The sequence below is a fragment of the Verrucomicrobiia bacterium genome (assembly GCA_035946615.1).
Taxonomy (GTDB): Bacteria; Verrucomicrobiota; Verrucomicrobiia; order Limisphaerales; family UBA8199; genus DASYZB01.
In genome coordinates this window covers 1-21,845 of sequence record DASYZB010000074.1, presented here as the reverse complement: position 1 = coordinate 21,845, position 21,845 = coordinate 1, and the positions used below count along the sequence as shown (strand labels likewise).

The 21,845-nt window shown below is 58.3% G+C and carries 33 protein-coding genes; 29 read left to right on the top strand and 4 right to left on the bottom strand.

Annotation, left to right across the window (positions count from 1 at the left end; all coding sequences use genetic code 11):
• The first annotated feature begins 309 nt into the window (after positions 1-309).
• From rplB to rplQ, 25 genes are all read left to right on the top strand, one after another.
• Positions 310-1,164: a 50S ribosomal protein L2 gene (rplB, locus tag VG146_11250; GenBank protein HEV2392923.1), complete on the top strand. Its 855-nt coding sequence runs from the start codon at positions 310-312 to the stop codon at positions 1,162-1,164.
• A gap of 13 nt (positions 1,165-1,177) precedes the next feature.
• Entirely contained in the window at positions 1,178-1,459 is a 282-nt protein-coding gene (rpsS, locus tag VG146_11245) for a 30S ribosomal protein S19 (protein ID HEV2392922.1), read from the top strand.
• Positions 1,460-1,464: 5 nt separating this feature from the next.
• A complete protein-coding gene (gene rplV / locus VG146_11240; protein ID HEV2392921.1) occupies positions 1,465-1,818 on the top strand; it encodes a 50S ribosomal protein L22 in 354 nt (117 codons plus the stop codon).
• Between the two features lie 38 nt (positions 1,819-1,856).
• Entirely contained in the window at positions 1,857-2,555 is a 699-nt protein-coding gene (rpsC, locus tag VG146_11235) for a 30S ribosomal protein S3 (protein HEV2392920.1), read from the top strand.
• A gap of 16 nt (positions 2,556-2,571) precedes the next feature.
• Positions 2,572-2,991, top strand: a complete 420-nt coding sequence (rplP, locus tag VG146_11230; GenBank protein ID HEV2392919.1) for a 50S ribosomal protein L16 — start codon at positions 2,572-2,574, stop codon at positions 2,989-2,991.
• A 4-nt stretch (positions 2,992-2,995) separates the two neighbouring features.
• The gene (rpmC, locus tag VG146_11225) at positions 2,996-3,202 is read left to right on the top strand and encodes a 50S ribosomal protein L29 (GenBank protein ID HEV2392918.1); all 207 of its coding nucleotides are present in this window, start codon (positions 2,996-2,998) and stop codon (positions 3,200-3,202) included.
• A 9-nt stretch (positions 3,203-3,211) separates the two neighbouring features.
• On the top strand, positions 3,212-3,532 hold the full coding sequence (rpsQ, locus tag VG146_11220; GenBank protein ID HEV2392917.1) for a 30S ribosomal protein S17: 321 nt from the start codon (positions 3,212-3,214) through the stop codon (positions 3,530-3,532).
• Between the two features lie 26 nt (positions 3,533-3,558).
• A complete protein-coding gene (rplN, locus tag VG146_11215) occupies positions 3,559-3,924 on the top strand; it encodes a 50S ribosomal protein L14 (protein HEV2392916.1) in 366 nt (121 codons plus the stop codon).
• A gap of 2 nt (positions 3,925-3,926) precedes the next feature.
• Positions 3,927-4,199, top strand: coding sequence for a 50S ribosomal protein L24 (gene rplX / locus VG146_11210; protein HEV2392915.1), 273 nt, complete (start codon positions 3,927-3,929; stop codon positions 4,197-4,199).
• Positions 4,200-4,212: 13 nt separating this feature from the next.
• Positions 4,213-4,800, top strand: a complete 588-nt coding sequence (rplE, locus tag VG146_11205; protein ID HEV2392914.1) for a 50S ribosomal protein L5 — start codon at positions 4,213-4,215, stop codon at positions 4,798-4,800.
• 24 nt (positions 4,801-4,824) lie between these two features.
• Entirely contained in the window at positions 4,825-5,094 is a 270-nt protein-coding gene (rpsN, locus tag VG146_11200) for a 30S ribosomal protein S14 (GenBank protein HEV2392913.1), read from the top strand.
• 52 nt (positions 5,095-5,146) lie between these two features.
• On the top strand, positions 5,147-5,533 hold the full coding sequence (gene rpsH / locus VG146_11195; GenBank protein ID HEV2392912.1) for a 30S ribosomal protein S8: 387 nt from the start codon (positions 5,147-5,149) through the stop codon (positions 5,531-5,533).
• A 35-nt stretch (positions 5,534-5,568) separates the two neighbouring features.
• Positions 5,569-6,105: a 50S ribosomal protein L6 gene (gene rplF / locus VG146_11190; GenBank protein ID HEV2392911.1), complete on the top strand. Its 537-nt coding sequence runs from the start codon at positions 5,569-5,571 to the stop codon at positions 6,103-6,105.
• Positions 6,106-6,113: 8 nt separating this feature from the next.
• Positions 6,114-6,479 carry a 50S ribosomal protein L18 gene (gene rplR, locus VG146_11185; protein HEV2392910.1) on the top strand — a complete coding sequence of 122 codons (366 nt, stop codon included), beginning with the start codon at positions 6,114-6,116 and terminating at the stop codon, positions 6,477-6,479.
• Between the two features lie 27 nt (positions 6,480-6,506).
• On the top strand, positions 6,507-7,205 hold the full coding sequence (gene rpsE, locus VG146_11180) for a 30S ribosomal protein S5 (GenBank protein ID HEV2392909.1): 699 nt from the start codon (positions 6,507-6,509) through the stop codon (positions 7,203-7,205).
• Positions 7,206-7,218: 13 nt separating this feature from the next.
• Positions 7,219-7,692 (top strand): 50S ribosomal protein L15, encoded by a 474-nt coding sequence (rplO, locus tag VG146_11175; GenBank protein HEV2392908.1) that lies wholly within the window; start codon positions 7,219-7,221, stop codon positions 7,690-7,692.
• Positions 7,693-7,710: 18 nt separating this feature from the next.
• On the top strand, positions 7,711-9,126 hold the full coding sequence (gene secY / locus VG146_11170) for a preprotein translocase subunit SecY (GenBank protein HEV2392907.1): 1,416 nt from the start codon (positions 7,711-7,713) through the stop codon (positions 9,124-9,126).
• Positions 9,127-9,184: 58 nt separating this feature from the next.
• Positions 9,185-9,958, top strand: coding sequence for a type I methionyl aminopeptidase (map, locus tag VG146_11165; protein ID HEV2392906.1), 774 nt, complete (start codon positions 9,185-9,187; stop codon positions 9,956-9,958).
• Positions 9,922-10,167 carry a translation initiation factor IF-1 gene (infA, locus tag VG146_11160; protein ID HEV2392905.1) on the top strand — a complete coding sequence of 82 codons (246 nt, stop codon included), beginning with the start codon at positions 9,922-9,924 and terminating at the stop codon, positions 10,165-10,167. Before map ends, infA begins: the two co-directional genes overlap by 37 nt.
• Entirely contained in the window at positions 10,145-10,258 is a 114-nt protein-coding gene (rpmJ, locus tag VG146_11155) for a 50S ribosomal protein L36 (protein ID HEV2392904.1), read from the top strand. Before infA ends, rpmJ begins: the two co-directional genes overlap by 23 nt.
• 32 nt (positions 10,259-10,290) lie before the next feature.
• Entirely contained in the window at positions 10,291-10,686 is a 396-nt protein-coding gene (gene rpsM / locus VG146_11150) for a 30S ribosomal protein S13 (GenBank protein HEV2392903.1), read from the top strand.
• 12 nt (positions 10,687-10,698) lie between these two features.
• Positions 10,699-11,343, top strand: coding sequence for a 30S ribosomal protein S11 (gene rpsK / locus VG146_11145; protein ID HEV2392902.1), 645 nt, complete (start codon positions 10,699-10,701; stop codon positions 11,341-11,343).
• Between the two features lie 31 nt (positions 11,344-11,374).
• Positions 11,375-11,983: a 30S ribosomal protein S4 gene (gene rpsD / locus VG146_11140; GenBank protein ID HEV2392901.1), complete on the top strand. Its 609-nt coding sequence runs from the start codon at positions 11,375-11,377 to the stop codon at positions 11,981-11,983.
• Between the two features lie 84 nt (positions 11,984-12,067).
• The gene (locus tag VG146_11135) at positions 12,068-13,087 is read left to right on the top strand and encodes a DNA-directed RNA polymerase subunit alpha (GenBank protein ID HEV2392900.1); all 1,020 of its coding nucleotides are present in this window, start codon (positions 12,068-12,070) and stop codon (positions 13,085-13,087) included.
• Positions 13,088-13,145: 58 nt separating this feature from the next.
• Complete coding sequence (gene rplQ, locus VG146_11130; protein HEV2392899.1) at positions 13,146-13,646, top strand: 50S ribosomal protein L17; 501 nt, start codon at positions 13,146-13,148, stop codon at positions 13,644-13,646.
• Between the two features lie 141 nt (positions 13,647-13,787).
• Here rplQ and VG146_11125 read toward each other — a convergent pair whose 3' ends face one another.
• Positions 13,788-15,155 (bottom strand): MFS transporter, encoded by a 1,368-nt coding sequence (locus VG146_11125; GenBank protein ID HEV2392898.1) that lies wholly within the window; start codon positions 15,153-15,155, stop codon positions 13,788-13,790.
• A gap of 293 nt (positions 15,156-15,448) precedes the next feature.
• Here VG146_11125 and VG146_11120 point away from each other — a divergent pair, with 293 nt between their 5' ends.
• Both VG146_11120 and lnt read left to right on the top strand, forming a co-directional pair.
• Positions 15,449-16,576 (top strand): glycosyltransferase, encoded by a 1,128-nt coding sequence (locus tag VG146_11120; GenBank protein ID HEV2392897.1) that lies wholly within the window; start codon positions 15,449-15,451, stop codon positions 16,574-16,576.
• 17 nt (positions 16,577-16,593) lie between these two features.
• On the top strand, positions 16,594-18,270 hold the full coding sequence (gene lnt, locus VG146_11115) for an apolipoprotein N-acyltransferase (GenBank protein HEV2392896.1): 1,677 nt from the start codon (positions 16,594-16,596) through the stop codon (positions 18,268-18,270).
• Between the two features lie 40 nt (positions 18,271-18,310).
• On the opposite strand, the gene VG146_11110 is transcribed toward lnt, so the two are convergent.
• Entirely contained in the window at positions 18,311-19,105 is a 795-nt protein-coding gene (locus tag VG146_11110) for an SGNH/GDSL hydrolase family protein (protein ID HEV2392895.1), read from the bottom strand.
• A 149-nt stretch (positions 19,106-19,254) separates the two neighbouring features.
• Positions 19,255-19,731: a hypothetical protein gene (locus VG146_11105; GenBank protein HEV2392894.1), complete on the bottom strand. Its 477-nt coding sequence runs from the start codon at positions 19,729-19,731 to the stop codon at positions 19,255-19,257.
• A gap of 444 nt (positions 19,732-20,175) precedes the next feature.
• On the opposite strand from VG146_11105, the gene VG146_11100 reads away from it, so the two are divergent.
• Positions 20,176-20,394 (top strand): hypothetical protein, encoded by a 219-nt coding sequence (locus tag VG146_11100; protein HEV2392893.1) that lies wholly within the window; start codon positions 20,176-20,178, stop codon positions 20,392-20,394.
• The gene (locus tag VG146_11095; GenBank protein ID HEV2392892.1) at positions 20,391-20,633 is read left to right on the top strand and encodes a phosphatase PAP2 family protein; all 243 of its coding nucleotides are present in this window, start codon (positions 20,391-20,393) and stop codon (positions 20,631-20,633) included. The genes VG146_11100 and VG146_11095 overlap by 4 nt, the downstream gene beginning before the upstream one ends.
• 5 nt (positions 20,634-20,638) lie before the next feature.
• On the opposite strand, the gene VG146_11090 is transcribed toward VG146_11095, so the two are convergent.
• Positions 20,639-21,589, bottom strand: a complete 951-nt coding sequence (locus tag VG146_11090; GenBank protein ID HEV2392891.1) for an ABC transporter ATP-binding protein — start codon at positions 21,587-21,589, stop codon at positions 20,639-20,641.
• Positions 21,590-21,845 lie beyond the last annotated feature (256 nt).

Below are 21,845 nucleotides of genomic sequence, written 5' to 3'. Positions count from 1 at the left end.
GACCGGGGGGCTTCAAAAATCTGTAATCGGTTAGTGACGGCGGGCGCTGCCGCCTAAAGGCGGCGTTCCGCGCGTCCGGAACGCCGGCTTCAGCCGGCAGCCCCGTAGTCGGTCACTGAGGCATTACAAAAAACTTTTAAATATCTATTGCATGTGGAATCGCGTTTGCTATATTCCCGGCTCCGTTTCACCCGGCTCGGGTGCGGACAGCATAACCTGCGGAACCGATAACTGGCCGCCCATCTGGGGGCAGGATTGATGGCTCCGCTCTCCAAGTAGCTGACTTGGGACCGTAACTGATTGGGATTTATGCCAGTAAAGACATTTAGACCGCTGACGCCATCTACGCGTTATATTGCGTATGCGGATTACAGCGACATAACAAAGACCAAACCTGAAAAGGAACTGGTCGAGACCCGCAAGCGCACCGGGGGGCGTAATGCCTACGGTCGCGTCACGGCTCGGGGTATTGGCGGGGGTCATAAGCAGAAGACGCGGTTGGTGGATTTCAAACGCAAGAAGCATGGCGTGGAAGCCACCGTGGCGGCGATCGAATATGACCCTGGCCGCACGGCGCGGCTGGCATTGCTGGAGTACAAAGATGGCGAGAAGGCGTATATCATCGCGCCCAATGGGCTGCAGGTGGGGGCTCGGCTAATGAGCGGCCCGACGGCTCCTCCGGACCTTGGCAATAGCCTGCCCCTGCGCTCGGTGCCGGTTGGAATGCCGATTCATAATATAGAGCTGACTCCCGGTCGGGGCGCCCAGATGGTCCGCACGGCAGGGGCCTCTGCAATGCTGATGTCCCGCGACGAAGGGTATGCGCAAATCCGGCTGCCTTCGGGAGAAATCCGCAGGTTCAATGAGAATTGCTACGCGACTATCGGCCAGGTAGGCAATACCGAGCACGAGAATGTGGTTTTGGGCAAAGCGGGCCGGTCACGGCACCGGGGAATCCGGCCAATTAACCGTGGGGTATCGCGCAACCCGGTGGATCACCCGAATGGGGGCGGGGCCGGCAAATCCAAGTCAGGCGGCGGCTGGCAGCAATTGACCTCACCTTGGGGGCTGTTGGCCAAGGGGTACCGCACGCGGGAAAAGAAGAAATACTCGAATCGCTTTATTCTGGTCCGCCGCGATGGCCGTCCGATGAAGAACGTGTGAACATTTTGTAATTATGGGACGCTCAATTAAAAAGGGCCCGTTTGTGGATGGGCATTTGCTGGAGAAAATCCAGAAGGCGAAGGACACGAAATCCAAAACGCCGATCAAGACCTGGTCGCGCCGGTCGATGATCACACCGGATTTCGTGGGCCTGACCTTCACCGTCCACAACGGCAAGATATTTAACCCGGTGTTTGTGACCGAAAACATGGTCGGCCACCGGCTGGGAGAGTTTTCTCCGACGCGGACGTTCAAGAAACACGGCGCCCACACGGCGAAGGCGGAAGCCAAGTAAAGCTTATGGAAGTCCAAGCCATCACCAAGAATGTGCGCATGTCGGCCCAAAAGATGCGCGAAGTGGTTCGCCAGATTCAGGGTTTGCCTGCCGCGCAAGCCCAGGCGGCCCTGGGGGTCACGCCTCGAAAAGGGGCGCGGTTGGTGGCCAAGACGCTCCAATCGGCCATTGCCAATGCCGAGGACCTCAAGACGCACCACAAGGATTACAGCGCGATGAAGACCGACCGGCTGGTCATCAAGGAAGCCCTGGCCCAAACGGCCTCGACCCTCCGGCGGTTCACCCCCAAAGCCCGCGGCTCGGCCGGTCCTATTCTCAAGCGCAATTGCCATATCAAAATCGTTTTGTCCGATGAATAAACTCCACCACCCCACTCCTCCATCGAGCCACGTTTGATATGGGACAGAAAACTAATCCAATCGGTCTGCGCATCGCGGTCAATCATGACTGGCGTTCCAAATGGTATGCGGGCAAAAAGGAATTCGGCAAACTCCTGACCGAGGACCGCGAGATTCGCGAGCTGCTGAAGAAGAAGCTCGAGAGCGCGTCGGTGCCCAAGATACTCATCGAGCGCGCGGCCAACCGGTGCCGCATAACGATTCTGACAGCTCGGCCAGGGATCGTCATTGGGCGGAAAGGTGCGGAGATCGACAAACTCAAGGAAGAGCTTAGCAAGATGACGGGCAAGGAGATTTACGTTGATATTATTGAAATCAAGCACCCCGAAACTGATGCCCAGCTCGTTGCTGAAAACGTCGCCCTCCAATTGGAGCGGCGCGTTTCGTTTCGGCGGGCGATGAAGAAGGCACTGCAGACGGCGAAGGATTTTGGGGCTGAGGGGATCAAGATACGTTGCGCGGGCCGTTTGGGCGGCGCGGAACTGGCCCGCGTCGAGCAATATCACTGGGGCCGGGTTCCGCTGCACACGTTGCGGGCGGATATCGACTACGGGTTTGCGGAGGCCCACACGGTCTATGGCAAGCTGGGGATTAAATGCTGGGTTTGCAAAGGCGAAGCCAAAGGCACCAAGCCTCTACCCGGCCAACCGCCGTCCGAATTTCCGCCACGGCCAGAACCGGTGGCCAGCTCGATTTGAGTAGAAGGAATTTTTTATGCCAATGATTCCCGAAAGAGTGAAGTACCGCAAGATGCACCGGGGCAGCCGGGCCGGGATAGCTTCGCGGGGCCAGACCGTGGCCTTTGGCGAGTATGGATTAATGGCGTTGCAACGCTGCTGGCTTGACACCAAGCAATTGGAGGCCGCCCGCGTCGCCATTGCCCGTAATATGAAGCGGCACGGCAAGATGTGGATTCGGGTTTTCCCACAAAAATCATACACCAAGAAGCCGCTGGAAACCCGGATGGGCAAAGGCAAAGGGCCCCTGGAATCCTGGGTGGCTGTGATACGGCCGGCAAACATTCTCTTCGAGGTGGATGGCGTTACCGAAGCGGTCGCGCGCGAGTCGCTCCGGTTGGCCGCTACGAAGCTGCCGATTAAAACCAAATTCATTTCCCGCCATCGCATCGGCTAAAGTCATGAAGAAATCCCAGAGAAAAGAGATTCAGGAAAAAACGTTCGAGGAATTGCTGGCGGATGGCAGGAACCTTCGCCAGGAGCTTTTCAACCTGCGTTTGCAGCAGGCCAGCGCGCAATTGGAAAAGCCGGCGCGCCTGCACACCTTGCGCCGCGACATCGCCCGCATCGAAACCCGCCTCTCGGCTTTGCGCAGAAAGGCCGCCTAACCATTTTCTATGTCTGAAACTATTGACACCCCGACAGCAGCGGCAGCGGCTCCGAGTTCGCGAGCCCAGCGCAAAGAGCGCGTGGGCAAGGTCATCTCAAACAAGATGACCAAAACCATCATCGTGCGCGTCGAGCGCCGGTTTCCCCATCCCAAGTACAAGAAAGTGGTGACCGGTTACAAGAAATTCTATGCCCACGACGAGAAGGGCGAGGCCAAAGTTGGGGATCGGGTGCGAATCGAGGAGACCCGCCCGCTGTCCAAGACGAAACGCTGGCGCCTGGTGGAGGTTGTCGAACGCGCGATTCAAATCGCCCCCATCGCCGCCTGATGATCGTTCCGATTGCTTACTGATTTATGTTACAGATTCGCTCGATTTTAGATGTGGCTGACAATACCGGCGCTAAACGCGCGGCAGCCATTGGTGTGCTGGGCCGCAACCAGCGCTATGCCCATATCGGCGACATCATCAAAGCTCATATCAAGGAAGCCACCCCGGATGGCACCGTCAAAAAGGGCGAAGTGGTGGATGCGGTGGTGGTGCGCACCCGCCAGGCCATCCGGCGCAATGACGGGTCGTACCTGCGATTCGACAGCAACGCCATTGTGATTATCGACAAGGAATTAAACCCGCGCGGGACCCGCATTTTCGGACCGGTCGCCCGGGAATTGCGGGACAAGAAATTTATGAAGATCGTTTCGCTGGCGCCGGAGGTTATCTAATTATGTCCAGAGTCAAGAAAAGCGATAATGTGGTGGTCATTGCCGGGGCCGACAAGGGCAAGCGCGGCCGGGTGCTGGCGGTGCTGTCTAAAGAGCAGCGGGTCATTGTCGAAGGGATTCACATGATCAAACGGCACATGCGCAAGAGCCAGCAATATCCCAATGGACAGATTGTCGAGCGGGAAGGCACTTTGCACATCTCCAACGTCATGAAGGCGGAAGCGTTCGATGCCCGGGCCGCCAAGCACGGGGCAGCGGCGCCTGACCAGGCATGACACTGAAGTAAAAATGAAAGCGCGTTTATATCAGAAATACCTCTCCGAGGTCGTGCCGGCCTTGAAGGAAAAGCACAAGTATGCCAATCCGCATCAAGTCCCGCGCATGCAGAAGATCGTCGTTAACATGGGGGTGAGCGCCTCGCTGGAAAAGAGCGCTCTGGATGACGCTGCCAAGGACCTGTCCCTCATTACCGGGCGCAAGGCCGCCATCAGCAAGTCGCGCCATAGCATTGCCAATTTCAAGCTCCGTGAGGGTCAACCCATCGGCTGCCACGTCACTCTTCGACGCGATGTGATGTATGAATTCTTTGACCGCCTCATTGCGACCGCGCTGCCCCGGATTCGCGACTTCCGCGGCCTGTCCCCGCGGTCTTTTGACGGGCGTGGCAATTATTCGCTGGGCGTGGGCGACCAGACAATTTTCCCCGAAATCGAGTTGGACAAGATTAAGCGGCAGCAGGGGATGGACATCACCATCGTCACCAGTGCCCGCACGAATGAAGAGGCGCTGGACCTTTTGAAGTTAATGGGCATGCCCTTCGCCGAGATTAAGGCCAAGGAACCCGCCAAGGAAACACCGCAGGAAATCAAAGCGTAACTCGTCGCGATTTATATTTAAATTATGGCTAAAGTCTCCTGGATCGAACGGAACAAGAAGAAGGCCGCAACGGTAAAGAAATATGCCGCGTTGCGCGCGGAATTAAAGGCCAAGAAGGACTACGCAGCTTTGTCCAAGCTGCCGCGGAATGCCAGCCCGTCGCGTGTGGTGAATCGCTGCTCGATGAGCGGGCGGCGTCATGGGTACCTGCGCAAGTTCGGTTGCTCGCGTATGACGTTCCGTGAAGCGGCGCTGTCGGGTCTAATCCCGGGCGTCACGAAAGCCAGTTGGTAATGAGCGCGCATATCCCTTTCCTTTGTTCTTAACGTTTTAAAGAATAATTTTTGTGAACGACCCGATTTCCGATATGCTCACCCGCATCCGCAACGCCAACCGAGCGTTGCTGCCGATGGTGGATGTGCCGCACTCCCGAATGAAAGAGAGCCTTGCCGGCATTCTCAAACGCGAAGGTTACATCAACGACTTTGCCGTCGAGGGCCAGCTACCCAAGACCATCAAGCTGCGCCTGAAGTACCAGGGCAAAAAGAGCGTGATCGAAGGACTGCGCCGCATCAGCACCCCCGGGCTGCGCCGCTATGTGGGCTCCACTGAAATTCCCCGTGTGCGCGGGGGCTTGGGAGTCGCGGTGCTCTCGACTTCCGAGGGAGTCATGACCGGCCTGCAGGCGCGCAAGAAGAACCTCGGGGGCGAGCTGCTCTGTTACGTTTGGTAATTGCCTGATATGCCCATTGCACTTTTAAAGAATTTATGTCCCGTATAGGAAACCAACCCATTCCCATCCCGCCCAAAGTGAAGGTGGAAGTCAAAGGCCAGCAGGTTTTTGTTGAAGGCCCAAAGGGCAAACTCAACTGGCAACTTCCCCGGCGCACCAGCATTAAAATGGATAATGGCCGGCTGTTGGTCAGCCGCCAGGGTGATGATGACGCAGTCAAGGCCCTGCACGGGCTGAGCCGCGCGCTGGTCAACAACATGGTGCGCGGGGTTAGCGAAGGTTTTGTTAAGAAGCTCGAAATCCAGGGAGTTGGATTTAAGGCGGCGGTGCAGGGCAAAATGGTCAATATGAGCCTGGGCTACTCGCACCCAATTAATTACGCGATTCCCGATCAGATCAAGGTGACCGTCGAGGAAAACACGAAACTGACCATCGAGGGGCCGGACCGGCAGATGGTAGGACAGGTGGCCTCCGAGTTGCGCAGCTTCTATCCGCCCGAGCCCTACAAAGGCAAAGGGGTGCGCTACGTGGGCGAGCACGTAACTCGCAAGGAAGGCAAGACGGTTCAATAGGATGCAAGATGAGAACTGAACAGAAACAACGGCTGGCTCTTAAGCGGCGCTGGCGCATTCGCAAGAAGCTCAGTGGCACAAAAGAGCGTCCTCGGATGAGCGTGTGTTTCACGCAAAAGAACATCCACGTGCAGTTCATCGATGACCAGGCCGGCGTGACGCTGGCGGCAGCCTCCACAACGGGCAAAGCCACTCCCGACCGGGAGAAGCTCGCGGCCAATTCTCGCAGCGCCAAGACTCTCGGCGCTTTGGCCGCCCAGGCGGCCCTGGGCAAAGGCATCAAAGAAGTTATTTTCGACCGCGGTAGCGCCCGCTATCATGGCAAGGTTAAGGCCTTGGCCGATGCGGCGCGGGAGGCCGGGCTGAAGTTTTAACCGAAAACCGGACAAGAAATTATAATTGTGGCTGAACCAACAAAAATCGAAACCGACGATAAAGTCGAAACCGTAAAACCATCGGCCGAACCACGCGCCGAGCACCGCGGTCCGCGCGGGGGTTTCCGCGGGCGCCGCAACCGGCCTGCGCAAGAGCAGTCTGAGTTTGGGGAAGGCCAGGAACAAGAGCTAATCGAAAAGGTGGTTTTCATTAACCGCTCCGCAAAAGTGGTTAAAGGGGGACGGCGTTTTAACTTCAGCGCCCTGGTCGTGGTAGGGGATAAGCGGGGGCGTGTTGGTGTAGGTTTGGGCAAGGCGGGTGAAGTGGCCGATGCCATCCGGAAAGGTGGCGAGTTGGCAAGGGCTCAGATGGTGAGCGTCTCCCTGAAGGATGCTACGTTGCCGCACGAGGTTTTCTCTCACTATTGCGGGGCCAAGGTGCTCCTCAGGCCGGCTTCGCCTGGCACCGGCATTATCGCGGGCAAAACGGTCCGAGCGGTCCTTGAATCGGCTGGAGTTAAAGACGTCCTTAGCAAATCGCTCGGCTCGAAGAATGCCGCCAACGTGGTCAAAGCCACTCTGCAAGCCCTCCTGAGTCTCAGGCTGCGCGAGGATATTTATCGGGGGCGCGGATTACAGATTAAGAAAGTCGAAAGCCTTAAACCGCCCGAGGCTCTCCCGGCTGAGGCGGCTCAGGCGCCTGCTCCGAGCCCAACGGCTGGATAAACCACCCGATTTTATGCGATTACACGATCTCAAACCCCGTCCCGGCTCCAAGCACCGTCGCAAGCGCCTTGGGCAGGGCGAATCCAGCGGCCACGGCAAAACCAGCGGGCGCGGTGGGAAAGGGCAGACGGCCCGTTCCGGCAGCTCGATCCGCATCGGTTTTGAAGGCGGTCAGATGCCGCTGATTCGGCGCATCCCCAAGCGCGGCTTTAATAATATCCGCCATGAAACTCGTTATCTGGCTGTGAATATTGAATCCCTCAACCGGTTCGAGGACGGCGCACGAGTCGATGAAGCGCTCCTGCGCAAGGCGGGCCTTGCCAATGGGCCGGGCCTTGTGCAAGGCATTAAGATTCTGGGTGACGGGGAACTCACGCGCAAACTGAACGTCACCGCCCATGCTTTTAGCGCCTCGGCCAAGGCCAAAATTGAGGCAAAAGGGGGCACGTGCGAGATAGCGGCAAAGACTCCTGTGATTTCGTCATAAGCCTTTGATTGATTCGACATGTTAGCCGCCATTGCCAATACATTCAGTAATTGTTTTAAAATCCCCGAGCTCAAGTCCCGGATTCTTTTCACGCTGCTCCTTCTAGGCATCTGCCGCCTTGAGGCCTGGATTACAATCCCGGGCCTGGACGGCGGCAAGCTGGCGCAGTTCTTCAGTAAGCACCAGCAGACGGGGGCGTCGGTGCTGGGTATGTACAGCCTGTTCACGGGAGGCGCCATGGAACATTGCGCGGTGGGTGCCCTGGGCATCATGCCGTATATCAGCGCGACGATTATCATCCAATTACTCACGGCGGTCGTCCCGCAATGGAGCAAGATGTCCCGGGAAGAAGGCGGTCGAACCAAGATCGTTCAGTATGGCCGGTACGGGACGGTGGCCCTTTGTCTCGGCCAGGGCCTGTTCATGGCTTTCGGCTGGGAACACCCCGAGAAAATCTTCGGAGCGGGTATTGGGCAGTTGGTGCTCTATAGCGCGTCGCATTTGTGGTGGTATCGGATTCAAACGACCATTATTTTGACGACGGGGACGATGCTGTTAATGTGGTTTGGGGAGCAGATCACGGATCGCGGTATTGGAAATGGAGTTTCGCTTGTCATCACCATCGGCATCCTGGCTCGGCTGCCCCAAGCCATCGTTGCCCTGAAAGACATGTTTGCCCCGCCCGGCGGCGGGGAAGCTCAGTTTAATTTCGGACATGCCATCGCGCTGGTCTTGCTGCTGGCCGGAGTCATTGCCGGAGTCATCGCCATTACTCAGGCCGAACGCAAGGTCCCCGTCCAATACGCGCAACGCGCAGTGGGGCGCAAAATTTACCAGGGCACAACCTCGTTCATGCCCCTGCGCGTCAATTACGCCGGCGTGATGCCGATCATCTTTGCGCAGGCCATCCTGATGTTTCCCCAGAAAATTTTCCTGTTCGCCGGGGAGACATTCAATAGCAGCCATAACCTTGGAGTGAAATGGCTCGCGGATATCAGCATTCGCCTGGCGCGATTGCTGGCCGAGCGCTCCTTTTTTTATCTCCTGATCTATTCTCTGATGATCCTGTTTTTCTCCTATTTCTGGGTGGCCACGCAGTTTAACGAACTGCAAATAGCGGATGATTTGAAGAAAAACGGCGGCTATATCCCCGGAGTGCGGCCCGGGCAGGCCACCAGCGATTACCTGCACAATTCGATGAGCCGGATAACCCTGGCCGGTGCTGTGTTTTTGACCGTGATCGCTGTCATCCCGTTATTGCTGTATAACGAGCTAAACATCCCGTACGCGGTCGCTACCTTTTTTGGCGGCACCAGCATGCTCATCCTGGTCGGGGTGCTTCTCGACACCATGCGCCAGATGGAAACGCACCTGCTCATGCGCCATTATGACGGCTTTTTGAAGAAAGGGCGGCTCCGCGGCCGATTCATGTGAGAACCTCTCAAAGTGAGATGTCGCGCAGCGTTCCGGTTGAGCAATGGCCTCAAAACCGATGATCCTCATTAAGAGTGAACGGGATTTGGAAGCCATGCGCCCCGCCTGTGCTGTGGCCAGCACGGTGTTAAACGAGGTGGGCGCTTTCATTCAACCGGGTGTCACAACGCTACAGGTCGATCAGTTCGCTGCTGAGCGGATGAAGCATTATGGCGCCAAGAGCGCTTTCTTAGGTTACCGCAAGTTTCCCCGTCACGCGTGTATCTCGGTGAATGAACAGGTTGTGCATGGCTTGGCCGGACAACGGCAGTTGAGCTTTGGAGACATTGTCAGCCTGGACATCGGTGTCGTTTACAATGGATTTATTGGAGATACCGCTCGAACAGTGCCAGTGGGTGGATGTGGCATATTGGCGCAGAAACTGATGGACGTGACCGAAAAGGCCCTTTATGAGGGGATTGCGCAAGCCGTGCCTGGAAACCGTGTGGTGGATATTTCGAGCGCCATACAGAAGTATGTGGAAACCAACGGCTTCAGCGTAGTTCGCGAATTCGTCGGCCACGGCGTCGGTCGCTCGATGCACGAAGAACCGCAGGTGCCCAATTTCGTGGACGGCAAGTCCTCGCCGAAACTGCGGCCAGGGATGACCATAGCCATCGAACCGATGGTCAATGCGGGGCTGCCCGCGGTAAAAATATTGAATGATGGCTGGACAGTCGTCAGCCAAGATGGTTCATTATCCGCCCATTTTGAGCACACGGTGCTCATCACGGAGGCGGAACCGGAGATTCTGACATGGCCCGAACAGATGCCATCAAGGTTGAAGGTATAGTGTTGGAAGCTTTGCCCAACCGGACGTATCGAGTCGAGTTGGCCAATGGCCATCGGCTGCTTGCGTTTGTCGCCGGCAAGGCGCGAGCGGGCTTTGTCTCTTTGGACGCCGGCGACAAGGTCAGCTTGGAATTATCGGCTTATGATTTGTCGCATGGTCGAATAGTAGCAGAAACGAATCAAGATTATGAAAGTTCGCGCATCCGTTAAGAAGCTTTGCGAGAATTGCAAAATTGTGCGCCGCAAAGGCGTCATCCGTGTCATTTGCACTAACGCCCGGCACAAGCAGCGCCAGGGCTGATTGAACTGAATTCCGTAATTACATAAAAGAATATGGCTCGCATCATTGGAGTAGAGGTCCCGCCCAACAAGCGCATCGATGTCGCGTTGCGCTACATCTATGGCATCGGAACCAGCAACTCGAAGGTTATCCTGGCCAAGGCCAAAATCGACCCCGCAATCCGCGCCAAGGACCTCACGGAACAACAGCTCTCCCAAATCGTGCACGCGATTCAAGATGGCAAATATATCATCGAAGGCGACCTGCGCCGCGAGATCGGCATGAATCTAAAACGCCTCCAGGGCATCAAAAGTTACCGCGGCATCCGGCATCTGCGCGGTTTGCCCGTGCGCGGCCAGCGGACCCAAACCAATGCGCGCACCCGCAAAGGGCCGCGCAAAACAGTGGGAGTTGTTCGCAACCCTGCTGCCAAGACCGGTATCCACTAAGGTCTTTTGTTTATGGCTGACGAACCCAAAAAGAAACAAACCCCAAAGAAGGAAGCGAAGCCCGAAGGCGCCGATGAAAAAGGCGCTGCCAAACCTGCGGCTGAAGGCCAGGCCCCTAAAGCGCCTAAAAAGGCCGCGGCTGCTGCCGGTGCTTCTCAGGAAACTGCCACGCCTGCTGCGCCGGGCGTTGAAGCCCCCAAAGCCGCAGAAGGTGCTGCGACGCCAGTTGCCGGGGCCGCCCCGACTGCGGCTGAGTTGCTCGCTGATGAAATGGCGGGGAAAAAGATCGTCAAGGCCAAAGGCGCTAAGAATATCCTCAGCGGGGTGGCCAATATCCTGGCCACATTCAATAATACGCTGGTCAGCATTACCGATATGCAAGGCCATGTCATCGGCTGGTCCAGCGCCGGGCGTGTCGGATTCAAGGGTTCACGCAAGAGCACCGCTTATGCTGCCCAGCAGGTGGCCCAGGACGCCGCCCGCCAGGCGATGGCTCACGGGATGAAGGAGATCGAGGTGCGGGTTAAAGGGCCGGGCTCGGGCCGTGAATCGGCCATTCGCGCTCTTCAGGCAATCGGGCTCGAAATCACCACCATCAAGGACGTGACTCCCGTTCCTCATAATGGCTGCCGCCCGCGCAAGAAGCGTCGGGTGTAGCCCCTTAACCCTTTATTGGCATTTTTAAATTATGGCACGTTATACAGGTCCCCGCGTTCGAATTAGCCGCCGATTTGGCATCCCCATCTTCGGCCCGACCAAGTATCTCGAGCGCCGCAATTACGGCCCGGGAGTGCATGGGCCCAAGTCGCGCCGCAAACATACCGATTACGGCCTGGGCTTAATTGAGAAGCAGAAGCTGCGCTATTATTACGGGCTGCTGGAGCGGCAGTTTCGCGGGGTTTATGAACGGGCCCTCAAACGCCGCGGCGTCACCGGCGAGCAGATGCTCCAGATTCTCGAGACCCGCCTGGATAACGTTTGCTATCATCTGGGCTTTGCCAATACTCGGGCTGCAGCCCGCCAGTTGGTCTCTCACGGCCATGTCCGGGTCAACGGACGGAAGGTCAATATCCCTTCTTACGGCTTAAAGGTGAACGATACGATTGACATCAAGAATTCCAATGCCGCTCGTCAATTGGCCACAAAGAACCTCGAAATTGCCGCCAGCCGCGCTGTGCCCGATTGGCTGACGCTCGATAAGGAGGCCCTCAAAGGGGTGGTGATGCGTATCCCGACCCGCGACGAAATCCAACCTATCGCCAACGAGCAGGCTGTGGTAGAATTTTATTCCCGCTAGTTTAACAGTAAAAACAAACAATTATACGGGTTGGACCGCTTGGGAATAGCGGGCCGGCCAGATTAAAATTGTGAAAGGAAAGTTATGCCAGTACGTTTAGGACGGTTCGAAATGCCCAAGCGGTTGACCAAGGAAGACACGACCGCGACGGAAACCTACGCCAAATTCATTGCCGAGCCATTTGAAACCGGTTACGGCCATACGGTGGGCAACTCGCTGCGGCGGGTGCTGCTCTCTTCGTTGGAAGGGGCCGCCATCAGCTCGATCAAAGTTGATGGCGCCATGCACGAATTTGCCACCATCGAGGGCGTTGTTGAAGATGTCACCGATATCGTGCTCAATTTGAAAAAGGTGCTCTTCCGTTCGCATAGCCGCGATCCGCAGACCTTGATGCTTTCGGTCAATAAAGAGGGTGAAGTGACCGCTGCCGACATCCAGCTCAACCAGAACCTCGAACTGGTCAACCCCAGCCAGCACATCTGCACTTTGGACAAGAAGAAAAAGTTTGAGATGGAGCTCGAAATCAAAGTCGGACGCGGCTTTCTGCCTGGGGATGAAAACAAAAAGCCTAACCAGGCCATCGGCGTCGTCGCGATTGACTCGCTTTTTTCACCGGTGACACGCGTCCGCTACGCCGTCGAAAACGCCCGCGTCGGGCAGCGCACGGATTATGATCGGCTGCTGCTGGAGATTTGGACCGACGGGCGCATCTCGCCCGATGACGCGTTGACGCAAGCCTCTGCCATCCTGCAGCATCATCTCGATGTATTCGTTGGGTATGATAAGAACGCCGTCGAATTCGAAGAGGTGGTCGATAAACAGGACGAAGAGAAGACCAAACTCAAGAAACTGCTCAATATGAGCGTAAACGAAATCGAGTTGAGCGTCCGGGCAGCCAATTGTTTGAACAACGCCAATATCACAACGGTTGGCCAGTTAGCGATGAAGAGCGAGCAGGAAATGCTGAAGTATCGTAACTTCGGCAAGAAATCGCTCAATGAAATAAAAGAGAAACTGGCGGCGTTGGGTCTGACCCTGGGCATGGCCTTCGAGCCCGACCTGCTCGAAGCGCCCAAAGAAGAGATCACCACCATCACGCGATAATCAATAGCTGCTTGGGCGCCTATCCCGTCCGGGCCATGCCCAATCTGCGCCACTTATTATGCGACACCTAAAGCGAACCGCCAAGCTGGGCCGCACCGGCCAGCATCGCAACGCGATGCTTGCCAACCTGGTTTGCAGCCTCATCAAACATAAACGGGTCACCACCACTTTGGCCAAGGCCAAAGCAGCGCGCTCGGTGGCCGAAAAGATGGTCACCTTGGGCAAAAAGGGCACTCTGCATGACCGCCGCCTGGCTGCTGCACGATTGCACCAGGAGGACGTGGTCAAAATCCTCTTCAACGAAATCGCTCCGTTCCAAAAGGAGCGCCATGGCGGTTATACACGGATTGTGAAACTGGGCCAGCGCCAAGGCGATGCCGGGCATCTCGCTATCCTTGAATGGGTCGATATGCCCGTTACTCCCGCTGAGCCTCAGGAAAGCAAACCGGCGGAAGAAACCAAACCGGTAGCCGAAACCCAACCTGCGCAAGAGGGCAAAGCGCCTGCCGAGGCCAAGGAAGAACCAAAGCAGGCATCCGCCACCCCAGCTTCGGCCTGAGGCTGAGCCACTGCCGCTCTTCGTCCTCCTCCTCGTGGTCGTCCTCGTTCTCGAAAGCCCTGAAAAATCGAGGACGAAGGACGAGAACGAGAACGAAGAGGAGAGGGAGCCGTCCATTTTCAAACATCCTTTAATTTCTTTCTAATCCTCCGGCAAGGCTTTCCCCTTGGTCTCGGGCGCCCATATCAGCGCGACCATGCCGACAATGAAAACCAGCGAAAGAAGCGTCGCCGCGCGGCGGAACGGTTCGTTGATGTGATGCTCGTGCAGCAGGCCATTGAGATACATGAGCATCGGCGGAAAGGCCGCCGCCAGGTACCGCACCGTGTTGTAACAGAAACTCACGCCGGTGCCCCGCAGGCGGGTCGGGAATAATTCCGGGAAATAAATCGAATAGCCTCCAAACACGGATAGTTGGGCAAAGCCCATGATGGGGAGCATCCAGTAGGCATCGCTTCCGCTACGCAGGTTGTTAAAGACGAACACCGTCGTGACCAGGCAAAGGGCGAAGGCGCCGAGAAAGGCGATCCGCCGTCCGGCGTAGGTAGCCGCCAAGGTAAAGGTGAGCATGCCGAGGAAGGCCCCGACATCCTGCAATGTCAAGCCACATCCGCGCACCACATCCACCACTCGTTGAGGTTCGCCCCGGAGCGCTGTTGAAATCAGTTCCGGCGAGAAGAAACCGATTCCCCACAGGCCCGCCATGCCGGCCAGGCCCAGCGCGATGCCCACCAGGGTGTTGCGGCGCCACACAGGGTGGCGAAAGAGATCGAAGATCGAGCCTACTCTCTTGGAATGGTCTCCGGACTCTTTGGCGCGGCGCTTGGCCTCCAGCCAGGGCTCCGGCTCGTGCAGCAGCAGTGCGATTGGCGCCAGCAACAGGATCGGCACGGCCCCGGCAAAAAAGATGAATCGCCAGCCCGCGTAACCGTGATAAAAATCCTTCTGACCAGGTTGAATCCAGACGCTCATGAGAGAACCCAAAATATTGCCGAAAGCGGAGAGGGCTTGCATGGCGCCGAGGGCCAGGGCGCGGACACGGCTTGGAATGCTCTCAGCCACGAGGGTGGTGGCGGCGCCGAACATCCCGCCGATGCCCAGGCCACCCAGAAAACGGTAAGCTAGGAATTCCGAGCCAGTCCGGGCCAAGCCGGTCAAACCTGAAAAGAGGGTGTAGGCCACCAGAGTAGCCATCATGGTTTTGACTCGGCCCAAGCGATCGCTCATTGAGCCGAAAAGGATGCCACCGGTGGCCCAACCGATCATCATGACAGCCGTTGCCCAGCCGCCCCAGGATTTGACCAAGGCATCGGTTGCGCCACTGCCGAGCAACTCTCTCAGGGCAGGCTCGCGCGACAACACAAACACCCTCTGGCCCATGCAGTCGAAGAGCCAGCCACAGGCGGCCAGGCCCAGAACGAGCCAGTGATAGGAGGTCAACCCGGAAGACTTTAAGGGCGGAGAAGCCGGCGTGCCGGATTCTGACGCCTTTGTAAGCGGAGAAGGCATTGTTAAGATGATTGCCAGCCCGGGCTGAGTGTCAAGGCCAAGGCGCGAGCGTTGTGTAACGCAAAGGTGGAGATAGGGTCGGCGCGGAGAGGAGGCTCCACTCGCTGCACCCCGCCAATGAAAGTCTTTAAGCGCAACCAGCGAACAGGCCCCTCTCCCTAGCCCTCTGGCCGCAGAATGGGAGAGGGGAACCTGGCAGCGGCCCCACCCTCGACTTAGGATTCCAGCGCCTGCCGCTATCAAAATTGGGCTTCTCAATTCGCAATGCATTCGGCAAGGTGCGGGAAGAACTTATGCGTATTCTCATCGCGACGGTCACAGCCGGGGCAGGGCACTTGGCAGCGGCGGCGGCGTTGGATGAGGCCTGGCGCGCCGCGCGCCCGGAAGACGTGGTCGAGCAGATTGACCTGGTGAAGTTCTTTTCTCCGCTGCATCGCAAGATAGTTTCGGACGGGTATGTGAAGCTGGTTGCGCATGCGCCCGAGTTGTGGGGCATGATGTTCGGCAAAACCGACGACCCCGAGGTCGCTCGCCGGCTCAATCGGTTGAAGCGCATTTTTCCGAGCAATTCGCGGGCGAAGTTCGCGCGGCATGTCGAGAAGTTTAGGCCCGACATCGCGCTGTGCGCCCATTACCTGCCGCTCGAAACCTTGAGTGAATTGCGCCGGAAAAAGAATGGGCTGCGCCCGCTGGCGGTGAGCGTGGTCACCGATTTCGAGGCGCACGCGCTGTGGATGGACGCATGCGTCGATTTGTATTGTGTTGCGGCTGAACACACCAAAGCCCGGCTGGTGGCCCGAGGCGCGCCTGCCGGGGATGTCGTGGTGACGGGCATTCCCATCTCGGCCAAGTTCTCCGCCAAGCCGGATGCCAAAGGGGCGCGCAAAGCTTTTGGTCTTCGCGATGATCAGCCGGTGTTGCTGGTGTTGAGCGGCGGGTTTGGCATGGGACCGGTGGGGGAGATTCTTAAAGCGCTGGATAAAGTCGAGGCGTTGTTCCAAACGGTGGTCGTTGCGGGGCGCAATGAGGAATTGCGGCGTGAGCTGGCGGCGCAGGACCGCCGGCATCCGACGCGTGTGCTTGGTTTTGCTTCGAATATGCACGAACTCATGGCCGCTGCGGACCTCATCATTTCCAAACCCGGCGGGCTCACCACATCCGAGGTGCTGGCGTTGGGCAAGCCGCTGTTTATTATCAACCCCATCCCGGGGCAGGAGGCGGCCAACAGCGATTTCCTTCTCGAACGCGGCGCGGCGGCAAAGGCCAATCGCGTCGATGATTTGCCGTATCGCATCGAGCAGTTGCTGGGAACGAAGAAGCTCAGCGAGATGGGGCGCGCAGCCAAAGCCCTGGGTCGGCCAAATGCCGCGCGCGACATCTGCAAGGAAGCGGTCCTTAGGCGAGTTGTTGTTGCTGCGTAGCAATAGGAGCCAAACGGATGCCGCCGCAAATTCCGTTGTTTCGCAGCCGTTACGCCCTGGCGATGCTGGGAGGATTGGTGCTGACGTCCGCCTTCCCCAACATCGGGGTTGCCGGCATGGCCTGGATCGGCCCTGGCATTCTCGCAGGCGCCGCGTTGGGCAAAAGCGGTGGTGAGCGGTTTCGGATTGGATATGCCGGGGCGCTGGTTCATTACCTGTCGATTCTTTATTGGGTGTTGTTAATCCCGTATCGCTGGCACGGGCTGCCTCTGGCGCCTGCGGCCGGATGGCTTGCAATGAGCGGTGTGTTGGCGTTGTTCCCGGCGACGTGGGTTGCGCTGGTAGCTGCAGTCCACCGGGGCGCGCCCAAGGCCCCTTCAGAACCGCTGGCCCAATCCCTTTTCGGGACCAGCGACGCACAGGACTTGCGAGGCGTCCTGGCGCGCGGTTGGGCGAGGCGCATGTGTTGGGCGCTTGGGGGCGCCGCCAGTTGGGTTGCGTTCGAGATGGTCCTGGCGCGGTTTCTTGGGGGATTTCCGTGGAACCTGCTTGGGGTGTCGCAGTACCGGATGGCGCCGCTCATTCAGATGTCGTCAATTACCGGGGTGTATGGTGTCTCCTTTCTGGTTGCCTGGGGTTCCCTCTCGCTGCTCTCGGCGGCGCTGATGGTCATCCGGCGGCCAACAGCGCGCTCGGTGTGGGTTGGCGAAGTGCTTCTGCCGCTGCTGGTGGTGGCGGTAGTGTTCAACCTGGGCACGCGGCATCTGCGCAGCCAGCCCGCCGCCGAGCACGCGCTGAAAGTGGCCCTGGTGCAGCCGAGCATTCCCCAAACGGTGATCTGGAATGCCAGCGACGACACGAACCGGTTTCGGCATGTCCTCGAGCTTTCTGAAGCGGCGCTGACCAACCGGCCCGACCTCCTCGTGTGGCCCGAGTCGGCGGTTCCTGAAATGATTCGTTATGATCAGGCCACCTTCGACGCCATCACCGGCCTGGCCCACCGGCATCATGTCTGGATCATTCTCGGGTCCGACGATGCCGAGCCGCGCCGGAACGCCGTGCAACGCGAGGAGAATTATTTTAACAGCAGCTTCCTGGTGAGCCCGGAGGGGCAACTGCGCGAGCGCTACATCAAACGGAACCTGGTGATGTTTGGCGAGTATGTGCCGTTTCAACATTGGCTGCCGTTCCTCAAGTATTTCACGCCTATCCAGGGCGGGTTTACGCCGGGGACTCGCCCCGTTCCTTTTGAGCTGCGCGACCTGGGCGTGAGGACGTCGGTGCTGATTTGTTATGAAGACACTTTCCCGCAGCTTGGGCGCGACAGCACGGGGCCGGACACGGATTTCCTGGTCAATATTACCAATGACGGCTGGTTCGACGAGGGGGCCGAGCAGTGGCAGCACGCAACGACGGCCCTGTTTCGCGCGGTTGAAAACCACGTGCCGCTGCTCCGTTGCTGCAACAACGGCCTGACCTGCTGGATTGATAGCGATGGCCGGCTGCGGGACATTTTTCGGGATGACCATGGGACGATTTACGGGCCGGGGTTCATGACGATCGAGGTGCCGCTGGCGCCGCCGGGGACGGCGCGCACCCTGACGTTCTATACCCGAAACGGGGACGTATTCGGCTGGATTTGTGTGGGGATATGCGGGTTGATGATTTTGGGGAGATGGGCGCGGAGGGGGTAGCGGCAAAAGAGCCTCCTGGCGTCGGCTGCTACGGGTTCTGTCATCCTTTGCCGGCGGCGGCGCGGAGCCAGTTCTGGGCCATCAGCGCGCCGCCGTCGTTGCTGGGGTGGACGCCGTCCTTGGACCAGCGCTCGGGCGGGGCGTATTTGACGGCCTGGTCGAACATCGCCTGGAACGGGATGAACGTGGCGTGATAGGCCCGGGCCACCCGCGCGGCTGCGGCGCGGTATTCATCAAACAGCGGAAACCACTTGTCATTGACGGCGCCGCAGCGGAGGACAAAAGGCTCGCAAATGACGAGCTTGAGTTTGGGCAAGGCTTTGCGGGTGCGTTCGAGCAGGGCGCGGTAATCGCGTTCGTAAATCTCGACTGTGCCGTTGTATTTTCCATCGATGGTGTGCCAGAGGTCATTGACTCCAATCAGGATGCTGAGCAGGTTCGGTTTGAGGTCGAGGCAATCGGCCTGCCAGCGGTCGGCGAGTTGAAAGACCTTATTGCCGCTGACGCCGCGATTGTAAATCTTGAGGTTTGCTTGGGGATGATCGACCAGCAAGCCCGCTGCCACCAGCCAGGCATAGCCCGTGCCCAAAGCGGGCTGGCTATTGGCTTCCTGGGCGTGTTCCCGGCTGCGGCCAAAATCCGTGATCGAATCGCCTTGGAACAGGATGATGTCCCCGGGCCGCACGAGGGAATGAGCGGCTGGGGGCCAGGCTTGGGCGGACTCGGCGTAAGACTCCCCTGGAAACCCGGCCACGCCGGCCAGGCCCAGAGCGGCGCCTGAGGTTTTGAGAAAGCTGCGCCGGGTGAACGGGCGGTTGGGCTGGTTCATGTTCATAGGTTGATTTCAGTAAGGCAAAACGGGTTCAAAGGCAAGCGTGGGGGCGGTCAATGAAAAATCCAAAATGCTCAATGCTCAAGTCTGTGGGGAGAGGCTCTAACAGTTGGAGGCAAAAAGAGGGAGATGTTAATTGACGTGAGTAGGTGTTAGCAGGCGTTATTGGTGGGGGGGGCGGCGCCGGATGGTGGCGCAGGGGTGGATTTGCCGTTTTTTGCAAAGGCGTTCAGCAATCGGGCGCTCAGGTTAAAGATTCGATTAAAGGCGTGGGGGCCGTGCGAGGCTCTGTGGCGGAGGGTGTCGGAGTCAAATTCGTGCAGCAGGAAGGCGATGTTGTTGACTTCCGGCGAGGCGTGAGCGGGGCGGCCGCCGGCTTCCAGACTAGATTGGTGAGCCAGCCAATCCTGGTGCTGGGCTTTTCGCCAGCGAGAGAGGTTGTCTTTATTGAGGTGTTTGGCGTCCGGGCCGAGTTTGGCGATGATTTGGGCGTAGGTGAGGCCGTCGCGGAGCATGAGGTCGATTTGCTCGCGGATGGGCTGTGGCAGGCGGGCGATTTTTCCGGCGCGGCGCCGGTGGAGAAGAAAGCGGGCGGTACGATGGAATGAGTTGGAAGTGAGGGGGTTCATTTTTATACGCGAATTGGTGTCTATTGGTGTCTGTTGGCTACTTTTGGTGACCGGGGTGGCTGAGAGCGATGGGGAGAATGGGCTGGCACGATGGGGGTTCACTTTACCGTTTCTTTGCCGAGTTGACCGGATTTTCGGGGAGATGGGGTGCACTTTTATCCGCGAATTGGTTTCATTTGGTTGAATTTGGTTTGATTTACCTTTATTCGACCTTAATGCGTTTACTGGTCGGGGCAGGGACTGCAAGGGGGGGAGAGGGGGAAGCATCGGCAGAGTAAAGCTGTAGTTTATGTGGGACCCCTCTCCCCGACCCTCTCCCCTTCGGAAGGGGAGAGGGAGAGTCCTCGGACGCAGGGACCCCTCTCCCCGACCCTCTCTCCTTCGGAAGGGGAGAGGGAGAATCCTCGGCAGCTTACGGTTGTGGCACATGTTGCAGACTCCTCTGTGAGAAGCGCCCTGTGGGCTTCTGTAATATCGCCCGAGCTTACCCTGGCCCTGGGGGAACCAGACTCCTCCACCCCGGCTGGCGATGCCGCCATCCCGCCCAATCCCTTTACAAAGGCCTATTGGAAACTCGTGCTTTGTGATGTCAAAGAGACCTTCACCGCGCCGGCCGTCCAACGGAACCGCAACGGCAGGCTCGACAACATTTCGACGCGGTGATTGCGGAACATTACGATTCGATTTGGAGCAAGGCGGCCTCCTACGGCCTGGCAAGCATGGTCGGTTACGCGCGGTTGAATAGCGATTACCATTGGGCCTCCGACGAGCTGGCGGGGGCGGCCATTGGGACTTTGGTGGGGCATGTCGTGGTGCATTTCAGCCGCAACCGCTGGGGGGTAGCGCTGCAGCCGGTGGTCGGCCCCAACTTCCAGGGCGGCCAATTCTGCTTCTCGTTTTGAGCGCCTCACTGGGTTTCGCCGCGGGTGACTCTCAGGAAGACCTCTTCGAGGCCGATTTCATCCTCACGCAACTCGATGAGTTTGGCCCCGCCGCGCACCAGGACATCGGCGACGATGCTGTGATCGATGTTGGCGCCGGTCAGAGTGATTTTGAGTTCGCCATCGGTGACGGCGACATCGGCAATTTCCGGGCGGGCCTTGAGTAATTCGATGGCTTGGCTTTGATCGCTAGAAACCCTAACCCAGAGCACGCAACCTTGGGTCATCTGGTCCCGGACACCCTGGACGGGGCCGCTATAGATGAGCTTTCCTTTTTCAATGATGGCGACGCGGTTGCAGAGGGTTTGAAGTTCGCTGAGGATGTGGGAGGAGATGATGATGGTTTTTCCGAGGCGCTGGAGTTCCTGGAGGATGGCCATCATCTCGATGCGGGCGCGAGGGTCCAGGCCGCTGGCCGGCTCGTCCAGGAGCAACACCTGTGGGTCATGAATGAGGACGCGGGCGAGCCCCAACCGCTGTTGCATGCCCCGGCTCAGAGCGCCGATGAGCGAGCCTTTTTTCTCGCTCAACCCGACCAACTCGAGGACGTCATTGACGGTCTTTTCCCTTTGGGTAGTTGGGATTTTATAACAAGCGCCGAAGAAATCGAGATACTCGGTTACTTCCATGTCCTTGTACACGCCGAAGAAGTCGGGCATGTAGCCGATGACATGGCGGACGGCATTGGCATCGCGCACGACGTCATGGCCGAGGACACGGGCCTGGCCGGCCGATGGGGCCAGAAAGGTGGCGAGGATGCGCAAGGTGGTCGTTTTGCCGGCGCCGTTGGAGCCAATGAACCCGAACAAATCGCCTTTGTTGACGATTAAATCCAGGCCGTAGAGGGCAGCGATGTTCCCATACATGCGGGTCAAGCCCTGGGTTTGGACGGCTGGGAGTGGAGGGACGGTAGGCATAATGGGGGGAGCGTGGGATGGACTAGACATAAGGTGACCCCTCTCCCCGACCCTCTCCCTTTGGGAAGGGGAGAGGGAGAGTCCTCGGACAAAGGGACCCCTCTCCCCGACCCTCTCCCCTTGGGAAGGGGAGAGGGAGAGTCCTCGGACAAAGGGACCCCTCTCCCCGACCCTCTCCCTTTGGGAAGGGGAGAGGGAGAATCCCCGGACAAAGGGACCCCTCTCCCCTTGGGAAGGGGAGAGGGAGAGGCATTGG

Excerpts from the sequence above, each read along its gene's own strand:
- VG146_11120 (HEV2392897.1), top strand. The coding sequence starts at position 15,449 with ATGCGTATTCTCATCGCGACGGTCACAGCCGGGGCAGGGCACTTGGCA.
- rplE (HEV2392914.1), top strand. The coding sequence starts at position 4,213 with ATGAAAGCGCGTTTATATCAGAAATACCTCTCCGAGGTCGTGCCGGCC.
- rpsQ (HEV2392917.1), top strand. The coding sequence starts at position 3,212 with ATGTCTGAAACTATTGACACCCCGACAGCAGCGGCAGCGGCTCCGAGT.
- rplX (HEV2392915.1), top strand. The coding sequence starts at position 3,927 with ATGTCCAGAGTCAAGAAAAGCGATAATGTGGTGGTCATTGCCGGGGCC.
- rpsK (HEV2392902.1), top strand. The coding sequence starts at position 10,699 with ATGGCTGACGAACCCAAAAAGAAACAAACCCCAAAGAAGGAAGCGAAG.
- rplV (HEV2392921.1), top strand. The coding sequence starts at position 1,465 with ATGGAAGTCCAAGCCATCACCAAGAATGTGCGCATGTCGGCCCAAAAG.
- map (HEV2392906.1), top strand. The coding sequence starts at position 9,185 with ATGATCCTCATTAAGAGTGAACGGGATTTGGAAGCCATGCGCCCCGCC.
- VG146_11090 (HEV2392891.1), bottom strand. The coding sequence starts at position 21,589 with ATGCCTACCGTCCCTCCACTCCCAGCCGTCCAAACCCAGGGCTTGACC.
- rplN (HEV2392916.1), top strand. The coding sequence starts at position 3,559 with ATGTTACAGATTCGCTCGATTTTAGATGTGGCTGACAATACCGGCGCT.
- rplF (HEV2392911.1), top strand. The coding sequence starts at position 5,569 with ATGTCCCGTATAGGAAACCAACCCATTCCCATCCCGCCCAAAGTGAAG.
- rpsN (HEV2392913.1), top strand. The coding sequence starts at position 4,825 with ATGGCTAAAGTCTCCTGGATCGAACGGAACAAGAAGAAGGCCGCAACG.
- VG146_11110 (HEV2392895.1), bottom strand. The coding sequence starts at position 19,105 with ATGAACATGAACCAGCCCAACCGCCCGTTCACCCGGCGCAGCTTTCTC.
- rplQ (HEV2392899.1), top strand. The coding sequence starts at position 13,146 with ATGCGACACCTAAAGCGAACCGCCAAGCTGGGCCGCACCGGCCAGCAT.
- rpmJ (HEV2392904.1), top strand. The coding sequence starts at position 10,145 with ATGAAAGTTCGCGCATCCGTTAAGAAGCTTTGCGAGAATTGCAAAATT.
- VG146_11125 (HEV2392898.1), bottom strand. The coding sequence starts at position 15,155 with ATGCCTTCTCCGCTTACAAAGGCGTCAGAATCCGGCACGCCGGCTTCT.
- secY (HEV2392907.1), top strand. The coding sequence starts at position 7,711 with ATGTTAGCCGCCATTGCCAATACATTCAGTAATTGTTTTAAAATCCCC.
- rplP (HEV2392919.1), top strand. The coding sequence starts at position 2,572 with ATGCCAATGATTCCCGAAAGAGTGAAGTACCGCAAGATGCACCGGGGC.
- infA (HEV2392905.1), top strand. The coding sequence starts at position 9,922 with ATGGCCCGAACAGATGCCATCAAGGTTGAAGGTATAGTGTTGGAAGCT.
- VG146_11105 (HEV2392894.1), bottom strand. The coding sequence starts at position 19,731 with ATGAACCCCCTCACTTCCAACTCATTCCATCGTACCGCCCGCTTTCTT.
- rpsM (HEV2392903.1), top strand. The coding sequence starts at position 10,291 with ATGGCTCGCATCATTGGAGTAGAGGTCCCGCCCAACAAGCGCATCGAT.
- lnt (HEV2392896.1), top strand. The coding sequence starts at position 16,594 with ATGCCGCCGCAAATTCCGTTGTTTCGCAGCCGTTACGCCCTGGCGATG.
- rplB (HEV2392923.1), top strand. The coding sequence starts at position 310 with ATGCCAGTAAAGACATTTAGACCGCTGACGCCATCTACGCGTTATATT.
- rplO (HEV2392908.1), top strand. The coding sequence starts at position 7,219 with ATGCGATTACACGATCTCAAACCCCGTCCCGGCTCCAAGCACCGTCGC.
- rpsS (HEV2392922.1), top strand. The coding sequence starts at position 1,178 with ATGGGACGCTCAATTAAAAAGGGCCCGTTTGTGGATGGGCATTTGCTG.
- VG146_11135 (HEV2392900.1), top strand. The coding sequence starts at position 12,068 with ATGCCAGTACGTTTAGGACGGTTCGAAATGCCCAAGCGGTTGACCAAG.
- rplR (HEV2392910.1), top strand. The coding sequence starts at position 6,114 with ATGAGAACTGAACAGAAACAACGGCTGGCTCTTAAGCGGCGCTGGCGC.
- rpsC (HEV2392920.1), top strand. The coding sequence starts at position 1,857 with ATGGGACAGAAAACTAATCCAATCGGTCTGCGCATCGCGGTCAATCAT.
- rpmC (HEV2392918.1), top strand. The coding sequence starts at position 2,996 with ATGAAGAAATCCCAGAGAAAAGAGATTCAGGAAAAAACGTTCGAGGAA.
- rpsD (HEV2392901.1), top strand. The coding sequence starts at position 11,375 with ATGGCACGTTATACAGGTCCCCGCGTTCGAATTAGCCGCCGATTTGGC.